The sequence below is a fragment of the Rania fehmarnensis genome, assembly GCF_056494185.1.
On the sequence record NZ_CM151398.1, the window covers coordinates 8,972,748 to 8,985,335 of the forward strand.

Annotated in this window: 12 protein-coding genes; 3 read left to right on the forward strand and 9 right to left on the reverse strand. The window is 55.1% G+C overall.

Annotated elements, in window-relative coordinates; genetic code table 11:
- Positions 1 to 48: 48 nt before the first annotated feature.
- From ilvN to rny, 6 genes are all read right to left on the reverse strand, one after another.
- Positions 49 to 579, reverse strand: coding sequence for an acetolactate synthase small subunit (gene ilvN / locus SH573x_RS30260; protein WP_479351960.1), 531 nt, complete (start codon positions 577 to 579; stop codon positions 49 to 51).
- Positions 580 to 1,218: 639 nt separating this feature from the next.
- Positions 1,219 to 2,028 carry an MBL fold metallo-hydrolase gene (locus SH573x_RS30265; protein WP_479351961.1) on the reverse strand — a complete coding sequence of 270 codons (810 nt, stop codon included), beginning with the start codon at positions 2,026 to 2,028 and terminating at the stop codon, positions 1,219 to 1,221.
- A 123-nt stretch (positions 2,029 to 2,151) separates the two neighbouring features.
- Positions 2,152 to 2,808, reverse strand: coding sequence for a hypothetical protein (locus tag SH573x_RS30270; RefSeq protein ID WP_479351962.1), 657 nt, complete (start codon positions 2,806 to 2,808; stop codon positions 2,152 to 2,154).
- 141 nt (positions 2,809 to 2,949) lie between these two features.
- Complete coding sequence (locus tag SH573x_RS30275; RefSeq protein WP_479351963.1) at positions 2,950 to 3,375, reverse strand: DUF2752 domain-containing protein; 426 nt, start codon at positions 3,373 to 3,375, stop codon at positions 2,950 to 2,952.
- Positions 3,376 to 3,407: 32 nt separating this feature from the next.
- Positions 3,408 to 4,319 carry a TIGR00282 family metallophosphoesterase gene (locus SH573x_RS30280; protein ID WP_479351964.1) on the reverse strand — a complete coding sequence of 304 codons (912 nt, stop codon included), beginning with the start codon at positions 4,317 to 4,319 and terminating at the stop codon, positions 3,408 to 3,410.
- Positions 4,316 to 5,842, reverse strand: a complete 1,527-nt coding sequence (rny, locus tag SH573x_RS30285) for a ribonuclease Y (protein ID WP_479356832.1) — start codon at positions 5,840 to 5,842, stop codon at positions 4,316 to 4,318. Before rny ends, SH573x_RS30280 begins: the two co-directional genes overlap by 4 nt.
- Positions 5,843 to 6,670: 828 nt before the next feature.
- Here rny and SH573x_RS30290 point away from each other — a divergent pair.
- The 3 genes from SH573x_RS30290 (at position 6,671) to truD (ending at position 9,490) form a co-directional block, all read left to right on the forward strand.
- Positions 6,671 to 7,180 carry a hypothetical protein gene (locus SH573x_RS30290; RefSeq protein ID WP_479351966.1) on the forward strand — a complete coding sequence of 170 codons (510 nt, stop codon included), beginning with the start codon at positions 6,671 to 6,673 and terminating at the stop codon, positions 7,178 to 7,180.
- A gap of 79 nt (positions 7,181 to 7,259) precedes the next feature.
- Positions 7,260 to 8,237: a UDP-glucuronic acid decarboxylase family protein gene (locus SH573x_RS30295; RefSeq protein WP_479351968.1), complete on the forward strand. Its 978-nt coding sequence runs from the start codon at positions 7,260 to 7,262 to the stop codon at positions 8,235 to 8,237.
- 101 nt (positions 8,238 to 8,338) lie between these two features.
- A complete protein-coding gene (gene truD / locus SH573x_RS30300; RefSeq protein ID WP_479351969.1) occupies positions 8,339 to 9,490 on the forward strand; it encodes a tRNA pseudouridine(13) synthase TruD in 1,152 nt (383 codons plus the stop codon).
- Between the two features lie 164 nt (positions 9,491 to 9,654).
- Here the strand turns inward: truD and SH573x_RS30305 are convergent, their stop codons facing one another.
- From SH573x_RS30305 to SH573x_RS30315, 3 genes are all read right to left on the reverse strand, one after another.
- Complete coding sequence (locus SH573x_RS30305; protein ID WP_479351970.1) at positions 9,655 to 10,356, reverse strand: transposase; 702 nt, start codon at positions 10,354 to 10,356, stop codon at positions 9,655 to 9,657.
- A gap of 563 nt (positions 10,357 to 10,919) precedes the next feature.
- Positions 10,920 to 11,579 carry a hypothetical protein gene (locus SH573x_RS30310; protein ID WP_479351972.1) on the reverse strand — a complete coding sequence of 220 codons (660 nt, stop codon included), beginning with the start codon at positions 11,577 to 11,579 and terminating at the stop codon, positions 10,920 to 10,922.
- Between the two features lie 22 nt (positions 11,580 to 11,601).
- On the reverse strand, positions 11,602 to 12,585 hold the full coding sequence (locus SH573x_RS30315; RefSeq protein WP_479351974.1) for a peptidyl-prolyl cis-trans isomerase: 984 nt from the start codon (positions 12,583 to 12,585) through the stop codon (positions 11,602 to 11,604).
- Positions 12,586 to 12,588 lie beyond the last annotated feature (3 nt).

Genomic DNA, 12,588 nt, shown 5'->3' on the forward strand with positions numbered 1-12,588 from the left:
GTCTTTGGGCAAGTGGTTGGTTGCAGCTGCAAAGCGCAACAGGGTTTGCTATTCCGCTTCGGCCATTCCGGCAGCCACAGTCTCGGCCGGCTGGGTGGTGGAAGCGCCGCGAACCAGGGCTACGCGACCGGTGCGAACCAGTTCAATGATGCCGTACGTACGCATACGTTCGATAAATGCGTCGATCTTGCTCTCGCGCCCCGAGATCTCGATCAGGAGTTCCTCGGCGCCAACGTCGACGATCTTGCCACGGAAAATATCAACCAGCTCACGCACTTCGCTCCGCGCATGACCGGGCGATGCTTTGACCTTGATCAGCATTAAATCGCGCTCGACATGTTCTTGCGAGCTAATGTCGATGACTTCGACCACGGTCACGATTTTCTCAAGCTGCTTGCGGACCTGCTCCAACACTCGATCGTCGCCCACCACCACAAAGGTCATTCGCGACAAGTTGGGGTTTTCAGTCGCCCCGACCGCCAATGAATCAATGTTGTAGCCGCGCGAAGCAAGCATTCCAGAGATGTGCGCCAGCACACCTGGAACGTTTTGCACGAGAGCGGAAATCACGTGCCGCATGAAGATCAACCTTTCAAACCACACTTTTGGGGTAACAGTGCCCTTGCGGACAAACCGAGAAGTGTACTTGCAACCGCCGTTTTTCTCAAGGGAGCGCAAAAACGCTCACGCCCGGTTCGGCGATTGGTTAGCAGGTTCTCCTCGCCTGACGAGCAATCGTTTAACCCGTAGCCGAAGGCGAGGCGCACCCTCTAACCAACGTTGCCCAAACCCAACGTTGCCCAAACCCAACGCAGCGATTGGTTAGCAGGTTCTCCTCGCCTGACGAGCAATCGTTTAACCCGTAGCCGAAGGCGAGGCGCACCCTCTAACCAACGTTGCCCAAACCCAACGTTGCCCAAACCCAACGCAGCGATTGGTTAGCAGGTTCTCCTCGCCTGACGAGCAATCGTTTAACCCGTAGCCGAAGGCGAGGCGCACCCTCTAACCAACGTTGCCCAAACCCAACGTTGTCCAAACCCAACGCAGCGATTGGTTAGCAGGTTCTCCTCGCCTGACGAGCAATCGTTTAACCCGTAGCCGAAGGCGAGGCGCACCCTCTAACCAACGTTGCCCAAACCCAACGTTGTCCAAACCCAACGCAGCGATTGGTTAGCAGGTTCTCCTCGCCTGACGGCTACGGGTTAAACGACTTAGCGGCTAAAGTTCCAGCGGCAGGTTTAGGCCGTCGTAGGCCAGTTCGACGCCTGGCGGCAATTTACTGAGCATGGCGTTGTACTCCAGCTCGTGCGACACGTGGGTCAGATAGGCTAGGCGGGGCGAAACTCGCTGGATTGCTTGCAGGGCAGCTTCGACATGGAAGTGCGTGGGATGAGGCTCGTAACGCAAAGCGTCGACAATGAAATACTCAACCCCCTCCAGCACTGCAAAACTCTCCTCGGGAATCAAATTAGTATCAGTGCAATAGGCGACGTTGCCAAAGCGGAAACCGAGTACGCGAAATCGCGGGCCATGCTCCAAACGCATCGGCCGCACCGTGGCTCCCAGCAGTTCGAAAGGCTCGATGCCCACACGGCGCAGTTCCAACTGAGGCGTGGCGCCGGGATGTGTATGCGGTCTTTCCTGAAACGCATAATCAAAAGAATGCCGCAAACGTTCTTCGACAAACGGTTCGCAATACAACGGCACGGGCGTGCCGAGTACAAAGGGGAACAATCTCAAATCATCCAGGCCAAAGATGTGATCGGCATGTTCATGTGTAAAGAGAACTGCATGCACGACCCCGACGCCCTCGCGCACTAGTTGCAGTCGCAGTTCAGGCGGAGTGTCGATCAGCAAATTCCCTCCGGGCAAACCCACCAGCGCCGCCGCTCGCGTGCGTTTATTCTTGCTATCTGGGCTCGTGCATACATCGCAGCCACAGCCGATCACCGGAACGCCGACGCTGGTACCAGTGCCTAAGAGAATAAAACGACCGCGAATATCTTTGGTTCGAAAAATATGGGGCACAGGGCAAAGCCAGTTCAGCGCGAGTAATAAAGCAACGCGGAACCGGCAACTTGAAAGTGAGTAACAGACTGCAAGTCTGCCAACACTGGAACCCCTAGCGGGTCCCAATCCGCCTAGCGACGTTTAGTTGCTGAGCGCGATCGGATCCAGCACGGCCAATTCCTTGGGATCGTGCGGATAGAATAACGCGCCGATCTGCTTGCTGACAATCGTCAGGAACAATACGCGGAACTTGGCTTCCGTGGTATCGACCACCGAAGGACCGTCCAGTTTGGGGAATTCGTACTCCACAAAGTTCTTGCGGTAGACCACGCTGCCATCTTGATTGATGTCGAAGACGCTGACCGAGATATCGGCGCGACCTTTGTACAGTGTTTGGCCATCGCGTAGGGAGACATTGGTCAGCGTAATTGCCAGGATCTGGTCGGCGCCGACGCCTTTACCGATCGCTTCGTAATTGGGCTCGTCCATGCCGCGTTCGCTCAGCCATTTGCCTACTTTTTCCTGCGGAATAATGGTGATGTCCTTAACATTCTGCTTCAGGAGCATTTCCATGTAACGCGTCATCAGCGTCGAACTGGCATCGTTGCCAATGCCGCGTTCACCCCCGACAACCACCGCCACTTTCTTGCCCTTAAAGCCTGGATACTCCGGCTCGATCTTGTCGCCCTTGAAGGCATACAGCAAGTTGGCAGCCAAATTCACACAGCCACCAGCAGGGACGATTGCGCAGACGATCAGTATCCAAGGCAACCAGCCAGCAATTGTCGCGCGTCGCATTCCTTTGCCATCCTTTGCAAAAGGTCTTTCATCCCGGTGTGCCGCTCCAGCAGCCTCTGGCGAGGTAATAGCAGATGCCGATAAAGGCGACCAGATCAAATGGTTGCACTCAGTTCGACGGGGTCCTCATGCCATCGAATTTCAGGCAAACCGCTGAATCACTGATAGCAATAGCGCCGCAGTCAAACTGGTGGCCAGGCTGAGCGACAGCCAACCGCCGGTCCACCGACCTCGCCAGGCATAGTAGCCAAACAACGGACCATACACGACCGCGACAAACACCAGCACCGCGCCGCCGGAATTTGCATGCCACGCATCGATCACCCGCCCCCGTGTCGCATAACTCCAGGCGGTCGTCATCCCACAGGCCGGACACTTTCCGCCCCAGAGAAGAATGGAACTGCATGGTGGAAAGCCCAACTGCTGATGCGTTCCATAACCCTTGGGATCAGGCGTTAGACTGCGAGCCATACCCAGCAAGCCAAACACCAGCCCAATGGCCACAACAGCTGCCAGTCTGGACTTGAGCGAAGCGCGATGTGGGTGCGATGCGTGAGAGTTGTCCATCGTAAAAGCCGAACGCGTAATCGATTGTACAGCTACATCATCAAGCGGCGAGCTTTATCTTCAGAGGCCACGATCTCACGCCAACTGTCGAGTGCAAGTTCTGGCAAGAGAAGTCGACCAATCGCCAGCGCGCGGCCGTTGGCCAGGTCGACATCGACCCATGTCGCATGCAGTTCGACTTGGCCAGTGGCGATATGAAACGGGGCCGGTGTTCCACTTAATGTAGAACGCATGACCGGTTCGGTCTTGCGACCAAGTATGCCATCCATCGGTCCAGTCATGCCGACGTCGCATTGAAAGCCGGTACCCTCTGGCAAGATCTGCTCGTCAGCGGTGGTGACATGCGTGTGCGTTCCTAGTACCGCCGAGACACGCCCGTCTAGATAGCGCCCCATCAGCTGTTTATCGCTGGTCGCCTCCGCATGCATGTCCACCAAACAAACGCGAGGCTTGTCGCCCAGTTGTTGCCCTACCGCTTGCAGTACGCGATCGGCCGCGGCAAACGGGCAGTCGGTTGGCTTCATAAAGACTCGACCCATGAAGCTCATCACAACCAGCGTATGTTCGCCAATTGAAATCGCCGCCCACTGCAGGCCAGGTGCCTGCGACGACAAGTTGGCTGGTCGAACGATGTTCTGTTCTTTATTTAATACTTCGATGATCTCTTGCTTGCGATAGATATGATCACCCAGCGTGATGCAATCGATGCCGTTCTGAATCAAGCGGCGATAATCACAAGCTCGCAAACCTGATCCATCGGCTGCGTTTTCGGCATTGGCGACCACGGCATTAACGCGAAATATATCCTTTAGCCACGGCACGGCCTTGCAAGTCACGCGCATGCCGGGCTTGCCAACAATATCTCCAATCAGAGCGATTCTCAGTGAACCGGGCTTGGCTGGAATGGGCGTCGGCAAACCTGGCAGAGTATCGCTGGAGCTCACCGGGCTACCTCAACGAAACGCGCTTCGCGCACCACGGTGACCTTGATTTCGCCTGGATAGGTTAGCTGTTGTTCGAAGGCCCGCGCGATATCGCGACAAACCTTGGCTGCCTTCGCATCATCGGTATCTTTGGCACTGGCAATCACTCGCAGCTCACGACCGGCTTGAATCGCAAAGGCTTGCTCGACGCCTTCAAAGCCGCGGGCGATCGACTCGAGTTCTTCCATGCGTTTGATGTATCGCTCCAACGACTCGCGGCGGGCACCAGGTCGCGATGCGCTACAAGCATCGGCAGTAGCCACCAGTAACGTATAGGGATACTCCGTGGTCAGTTGATCATGATGACCCAGGGCTGCATGTACCACGATGTCGTTTTCGCCATGCCGCTTCAGCAAGTCAGCTCCGATCTTGGGATGACCGCCTTCCAATTCATGATCAGCCGCTTTGCCGATATCGTGCAGCAAACCACAGCGACGGGCCAGATCGGGTTTCAAGCCGATCATCTCGGCCAGCATGCCCGAGAGGAAGGCGACTTCCACCGAGTGACGCAAGACGTTTTGCGAGTAACTTGTACGGAAATGCAGACGACCGAGCATATAGATAATGCGTTCATGCAAGCCGCGCACGTTGACTTCGTCGGCGGCCTCTTCGCCTTTGCGGCGGATGAATTGCTCCAGTTCTTTTTCGGTTTGCTGGACTAGCTCTTCGATGCGCGAAGGATGGATGCGACCGTCGGCAATCAGTTTACCCAGAGCCTGACGAGCGACTTCGCGACGCACAGGATCAAATCCGCTGACGATCACTACGCCCGGCGTATCATCGATGATCACATCGACACCGGTGGCTTTTTCAAAGGCGCGAATGTTGCGACCTTCGCGACCGATGATGCGGCCCTTCATATCATCGTTGGGAATATCGACCGTGCTGGTCGTGCTGTCAGCTGTATGCGCGGCGGCGTAGCGCTGCATGGCCGTCAGCAAGATCTCTTGAGCCTTCTGATCGGCCACTTCGGTCAGCCGTTTCTGATGCTTGATGATCTTGTTGCCGATCTCTTGTTCCAGCTCTTGTTCGAGCAAGGTGAGCAGCCGAGTGCTGGCTTCCTCTTTGCTCAGCCCGCTGAGACGCTGGAGCACGCCCGATTGCTCTTGTAACACTTTTTGCAGATCTTCGCTGCGGCGCGTGGCCTCTTGGACTTTTTCGGCAGCGCGACGCTGGTTGGCTTCGACCATCTTCTCTTGCTTGCGGACATCATCGGCCGCTTGCTGCAACGTTTCCTCTTTGCGATCGAGGCTCAGTTCGCGAGCGCGAATTTGTTCACGAGCCTTAGCCAGTTCATTTTCGTGTTGCTGCTTCTGCTGAAGAGCCTTTTCTTTGGCTTCCAGCTCCGCCGACTTGACGACACTGGCCGCATCCGACTGGGCTTTTTCCAGCAGTGACTGGGCGCGCGTTTTGGCATCGCGACCACGAGCTGTATCGAGCAGCTTCATCACCACTCCGCCTATGATCAAACACACAATGCCCACAGCCAGGGGCACAATCGAGCCAAGCGAACTCCCGGCTGGAGTCTGGCTAATGAGTAGAAAATCAGTTATTGCCACGATAGTCACCTTTCTCGGAGGCTACCTTCAGGCAATCGAAACCAATCACTTCAAGAATTCCGAGCCATCCACTGAGTCATCGCTTGGGCACGCCAGGCCGCTACAAGTTTGGCGTGCTGAGTTCGACCAGGATCGCTCAACCAGGATTTCCAGCCAAACTGTCGAGCCGATTCCAGGGGCCGGATGAGTCCAAAATCAACCTGCGCCCCACCGAGCTGGGCGCAGCAGAGCTGGTCCGGCAAAACGGTGGGGTGTGCCTCTGCCACCACTTGCCGAGCACATGGTGACCAGATTGAATCAATCCGGTCGAACTGCCAGGCCAGGTGACACGCGCACCATTCTCGGCCAGCTTCCAAAAGGCGAGGTAGTTGGGCACCGACGGATGGACACGCCATCAACGGAGTGCTCAAGCTTAGGGCCCAAGCCAAAAAGCAAGCTAGCAACAGGAAAAGGAACATCTCAAACGCCAGAAAAGACTGCATTACACGAGGCTGGTGGAATTCGTGAGGTTTCGGTTCGATTGCGTCAATTTATGTCGCGTTCGGGCCAAAATTGAAGTCAGCCTGAGCCTAAACGGGCACTCTGCGGCTGAACTTCCACCAAACCGACAATGTAGCAGACAGATCCCAGTGTGCAACAGATGCCCCAAAAATGGCTGTAACCCGAACGGGCAATCAACCGCTTTAAACTGTAGCGATTGGGCGAAGATTGCCGATACACAAATACGACTATTTGAAACTTGTAAGCTGAGATTTGAAATTGACCCTACCCGGCCTATCCCTGTCTGCACTTCCAGCGATCTCCAGCCTGGCCGGGCAAGCCCTGCGCTCCAGCGCTCAGGCGGGCAGTCAATTTCTGAGTTTGCTCTCCGGCGAGGAACCGGCCAGCTCGACATCCACCACGGGTGAGGATGCTGCCGCGACCAGTCCATCTCCTGAGGCTCTGGACCAGCGCACACTTTCTTGGAGCCAACGATTTGTATCGTGGCTCCGCCAACAAGGAGTGGCCTCGGGCGATCAAGAACTTTCTGTACAACTTTCGCTCGATGACCGCGATCAACCACACGCGCTGATTAACGGACAACCGTCCGCCGCTATCGACCAGGCATTGAGCGACAATCCAACTTGGCTAGAAGAGTTTCGCGACTTGGCGTTGGACCGCATTGATGATTTGGCGGGCCTGGCCTCAGCGGCCACAGCTCCCATGACCTTAACGATCCACGCTCCATCTGACACAATAGCGCCGGCCGCGACTTGGACCTGATGAAGTTTGAAGTTTGAAGTTTGAAGTTCGACGTTCGACGTTCTAAGTAAGTAATAAATTGAAACCTGAGATTGGAAGCATGTCACAAATCAATCGCATTCTGGTAACTGGTGGTGCCGGCTTCTTGGGTTCTCATCTGTGTGAGCGCCTGGTCGGTGAGGGGCACGATGTTATTTGCCTGGACAACTTCTTCACCAGCCAAAAGACCAACGTGGCTCACCTGCTGAACAAGCCGAATTTTGAATTGATTCGCCACGATGTGACGTTGCCAATCAATCTAGAGGTCGATCAGGTTTATCACCTGGCCTGCCCGGCCGCGCCTGGCCACTACCAGTTCAACCCGATCAAGACGATCAAGACCAGCGTGATGGGCTCGATCAACATGCTCGGTATGGCGAAGCGCTGTGGAGCTAAAATTCTGCTGGCCAGCACCTCCGAAGTCTACGGCGACCCAGAGGTGCATCCACAGCCGGAGAGTTATCGTGGCAACGTCAATCCCATTGGTCCACGTGCCTGTTACGACGAAGGCAAACGCGCGGCGGAAACGTTGTTCATGGATTACTATCGCATGAACAAGGTCAACATTCGCATCGTACGCATCTTCAATACCTACGGTCCACGCATGCACCCCTACGACGGTCGCGTGGTATCGAACTTCATTCGCCAAGCCATTACCGGCAAAGACATCACGATCTTCGGCGATGGAGATCAAACGCGTGCGTTCTGCTATCGCGACGACCTGGTCGAGGGCATCAAGCGCATGATGAACTGCAGCAACGACTTCATCGGCCCGGTCAACATTGGCAACCCCGGCGAGTTCACCATTCGCGAGCTGGCCGAACTGGTCATCGAACTGACCGGCGCCACTGGCAAACTGGTTACCAAACCGCTGCCTGCTGATGACCCCACCCGCCGTCGACCCGATATCACGCTGGCCAAGAGCAAGCTCGACTGGCAACCCAAGATCCCGCTTCGCGAAGGGTTGACGAAAACCATCGAGTGGTTCAAGTCGATCGATCTGAGCCACTACCGGCCACCAACCCCCAACTACGTCTAAGTGTGGCATAGGCTTCCAGCCTGTGTGGCATAGGCTTCCAGCCTGTGTCTGATAAACTTAAGGCTTTCCCAGTCTCAAGCTGCCCAAAGCCAACCATCACCATGAAACTGAAACGACTGCGGGAAGACTTTGTGGTCCACGAGGTCACCAACTTTCCGCTCTCGGGTGGTGCCTTCGCAGTCTATCGCTTGGACAAGAGTGGCATCGGCACACCTGAAGCCATTGCAGAGATCCTCAGCGTCTGGAACGTGCCACGTCGCGCAGTGGGTTATGGTGGTCTGAAAGACCGGCATGCCAACACTACGCAGACGATCACTCTGTACAAAGGTCCGCAGCGTGATTTGGAGCAGCGTGGTTTTCTGCTGACCTATCTTGGCCAAGCCAATCGCGCGTTTGAAGCCAAAGACATCGCCGCCAATCGCTTCGAAGTTACGTTGCGCGATCTGACTGAGGAACGCTTGCAGAGTATCCAAGCCATTGTGCCGGCTATCGCGCAGGGGGTGCCCAACTACTTTGATGATCAGCGCTTTGGTTCGCTCGGCGAGAGCGGTCAGTTTGTAGCTCAGCCATGGTGCATGGGCGATTACGAGCGGGCACTGTTTCTCGCCATTGCTGAAATCAATTCTCATGACCGACCGCGTGAGCACGAGCAGAAGCAAATCTTGCGCGATCATTGGGGCGATTGGATAAAGTGCAAAGCCATGCTGGATCGTTCGCATCGGCGCAGCATCGTTACCTACCTGTGCGATCACCCTACGGACTTCAAGCGTGCCTTGGCTCTGCTGCGCAGCGATTTGCGCAGCATCTACATGGCCGCCTTTCAAAGTCATCTTTGGAATGAGATTGTGTCGCGCTGGCTGCAAACGCATTTGCCTGCTGGTGCCTGGTACACGCGCCGCGGTGCCGCCGGTGAGTTGACCTTTTGGTCGTCCACCAGCCAGGAAGTCTTATCTCAAGTGCGCGACCTCAGCATTCCACTACCGTCGGCGCGCTGCCACCAGTGGCCCGCAGGCATCGAAGAGTTGCTCAACGAAGTGCTCGCGCCCTGGAGCATGGATCGTCATCAAGTGCGTGTAAAATACCCACGTGATACTTTCTTCAGCAAAGGTCTGCGCCAAGTTCTGTTGATCCCTGGCAATCTGGCCACCCACGCCGACACCGACGAACTCAATCCCAACCGCCGCAAACTAGTCCTAACCTTTGACCTCCCTCGCGGCGCCTACGCCACCATGATCGTGAAATCGCTGACGTAAGGGGGCCTTTGGAGTGCTGCGGCGTAGCCGTAGCTTTGATGTCCTAACCCAACTGTACCGCAGCCTGTTCGAACTAGGTGATGCTAGCGTTCAGAGTCACTCAGGCTGCGGCTTAAGACTTCACTTACATCAAAGCGGTGCCAATTGGCACCACACTCCAAAGATCAGTATGTCACGTCACAGCCCTCATGCCAAACCTCATAATCATCTGGCACATTGAGTCTATCAGTTTTGAAACTGTACACCGTTTTTACTTGCGAGGGATTAGCGCTTCGTTCAAACCACGCCGCTGAGCACCATTTGTACTGATTGGCGACAGGCACCAAGCGATGACGAACAGGGTTTTGATGAACGTAATTCAGTCTGGCGAGGTATGACTTCTCAAAAGTTAATCGACTATCAAAGTAGTTGTACCATATCGCGCGGGCTAGACATTTTTCTCGACTATTCAGTTCATGAGCGGTTTGCGAATGTATCTGATTGATCAAGCGGTCCAAAGGTTGATTGGCTTGTTCATCACGTGCGATGAAGTGGTAGTGATTGGAAAAACAAGCCCACGCCTCGAGCTGCCAACCGTAACTTTTTGCAAACTCCAAGAGCTTACCTTGTAGAAGATCGAGTGACCAATTTTCACGGAAGAAGTGCTGCTTGTGGAGCGTACCGCCGGTAACCATGTAAATGCCACGTTCACCAATGCGATGAACAGGAGCGTGCGGCCAATCAAAATTCGATTGTGGCAACAGCGGAATGGTACGCGAATTCAGCGATTCGAGTTGCGTAATAAGCCGTTCGACCTGTCCTAGTTGCAGATCGCTGAGCTTCGCTAATTTTTGTGAAAGGCGAAACAATGGAAGAGATTCAGGCATCGCAGCCTCCTCCGAGAAAGATCTCCGTAATCTTGTACGCAATAGTATAGGGAAGCTGTCAAGGGTGACTCCTTGGAGTGCTGCGGCGCAGCCGTAGCTTTGATGTCCTAACCCAACCGTACCGCAGCCTGTACAAACTAAGTGATGCTAGCGTCCAGGGTGACTCAGGCTGCGGCCAAAGACTTCGCTTACATCAAAGCGGTGCCAAATGGCACCGCACTCCATATGGAGTGCTGCGGCGTTAGCCGTAGCTTTGATGTCCTAACCCAACTGTACCGCAGCCTGCACGAACTAAGTGATGCTAGCGTCCAGGGTGACTCAGGCTGCGGCCTAAGACTGCACTTACATCAAAGCGGTGCCAAATGGCACCGCACTCCATATGGAGTGCTGCGGCGTTAGCCGTAGCTTTGATGTCCTAACCCAACCGTACCGCAGCCTGTACCTAACCCAACTGTACCGCAGCCTGCACGAACTAAGTGATGCTAGCGTCCAGGGTGACTCAGGCTGCGGCCAAAGACTGCACTTACATCAAAGCGGTGCCAAATGGCACCGCACTCCAAAGATCACTTCTTCCGTTTAGGTTTAGGATCGACGGGATCTTTGGCGTTCTTGGCTGGAACGGCGGGGGCAGCTTGGGCAGCGCCGGGTTTCTTGGGGGGAACGGGGTCGTTGATTTGATAGTTGCGAATCGGTCCACCACCGACGTAAACCAGCGCACCCAATTGAGCTTGCGAACTGCTCTCAGCCGATTTGTTCCAGGGCACCGTGTACGCTGCAAATTTTCCGCTGGTTACATCGGTGATGTAAACCAAACAGTTGCCGGGTCGCATGTTTGAACTGGCGCGATTGGTAATGGCGGCACCAGTCACCATCAGATATTGGCCACTCTTACCTGAAGCTGGCAACTGAGCTTGAATGTTCACGTAGTACCGTGCGCCAAAAGCGCCGGAACGCGGGTAATAAACCAGGCACTGTAAATCGCCCGTCAAATAATCCAAAAAGAAGACCCCTTCAGCTTCATCACTCACGGCACCGGTGGCCACGGCCATGTTCGTACCACTGGCGGCTGTCGAGACGCGATTCAAATCCAACAACCTCGACTGAGGCGCCGCACTGCGGCCACACCAGTAACCAATACCCGTCGCCAAGGCTAGCAGCATCATACCACTGGCACCCAAGACGACACCTAAACGAACATCACGACTACCAAAGAGCGTTAGCATGTTAGTTTCTCTGGGATACGGTCTACTTGGCTCGCCAGACCAGCGGCATTTCTTTGGCCGACTTCTGCGATAAGAAGTCGAGCAGGAAGACTAGAGTGTGCTTACGCACGTCGTCTTTAGCTTGCTCGAACATACGAGTGCCAGCTTCTATCTTAATCACGTGCACCAGGTGCACGGCACTGGCTGAGTCAAATGGTTCGGTATATTGTCCGGCGTCTGTTTTCAATACATGATCGATAATCTTGGGCATCAGCGGACCATTGCCGGTCAACCACAAGGGCTCGACTTCTTGGGCCACGCGTTGTTTGGTCTCTTCGTCAGCCTCGCTGCCCAGCAACTCCAGGGCGGCCTGGCTGATGGTCAATTGGCCATCCATCAACTGCTTGCGTAGATCCTTCAATTTGTCGTGGGCCGCTTCGCGTTCGGGTGATTTGCCCGGTGGCACGCTGATCCACAAATGTTGGACTTCGAAACGCGTGCCATCAAACCGAGCCTTCTGATTCTTAAAATGCTTTTCCAAATTGACATCCGTTAGAGCCCCCTGCAGATACGAGGGCCAGGACAGGCGAAAGGCCAAGAACTCGCGATAGTTCTTGGTGGAAACGTTAGCTGCTTCCGCGCGAGCGGCCAGGGCCTGAGTGGCAGTTAGTTTCAATTCGGTCGGCGAATTTTCTAGCAGCCACTTGTCGATGACTGAGTCAGGCACACACTTCTTACTCTTCTTCAAGCTTTCAAGCGCCCGACGTCGCTGGGAAATGACGTCCACGGCAACCATCATCAGCGATTCGGGGACTGGTGGCAGATCACTACGACTGCTCGCCGCGCGACCCAGTTCCAAATCGACATCGGCAACCGTAATCAGACTCTCGCCCACGCTTGCCAACACTTTAGTCGGCTCAAGTTGAGGTTTGGTGGAATCGCTGGCGGTTGAAGATGGAGGCGACTGTGCAATGGCCAGTGATCCCATCACCGCCCAACAGACTATGCAAACGCAGAATGTTTTCATCGT

Excerpts from the sequence above, each read along its gene's own strand:
- ilvN (WP_479351960.1), bottom strand. The coding sequence starts at position 579 with ATGCGGCACGTGATTTCCGCTCTCGTGCAAAACGTTCCAGGTGTGCTG.
- SH573x_RS30305 (WP_479351970.1), bottom strand. The coding sequence starts at position 10,356 with ATGCCTGAATCTCTTCCATTGTTTCGCCTTTCACAAAAATTAGCGAAG.
- SH573x_RS30275 (WP_479351963.1), bottom strand. The coding sequence starts at position 3,375 with ATGGACAACTCTCACGCATCGCACCCACATCGCGCTTCGCTCAAGTCC.
- SH573x_RS30295 (WP_479351968.1), top strand. The coding sequence starts at position 7,260 with ATGTCACAAATCAATCGCATTCTGGTAACTGGTGGTGCCGGCTTCTTG.
- truD (WP_479351969.1), top strand. The coding sequence starts at position 8,339 with ATGAAACTGAAACGACTGCGGGAAGACTTTGTGGTCCACGAGGTCACC.
- SH573x_RS30315 (WP_479351974.1), bottom strand. The coding sequence starts at position 12,585 with ATGAAAACATTCTGCGTTTGCATAGTCTGTTGGGCGGTGATGGGATCA.
- SH573x_RS30270 (WP_479351962.1), bottom strand. The coding sequence starts at position 2,808 with ATGCGACGCGCGACAATTGCTGGCTGGTTGCCTTGGATACTGATCGTC.
- SH573x_RS30310 (WP_479351972.1), bottom strand. The coding sequence starts at position 11,579 with ATGCTAACGCTCTTTGGTAGTCGTGATGTTCGTTTAGGTGTCGTCTTG.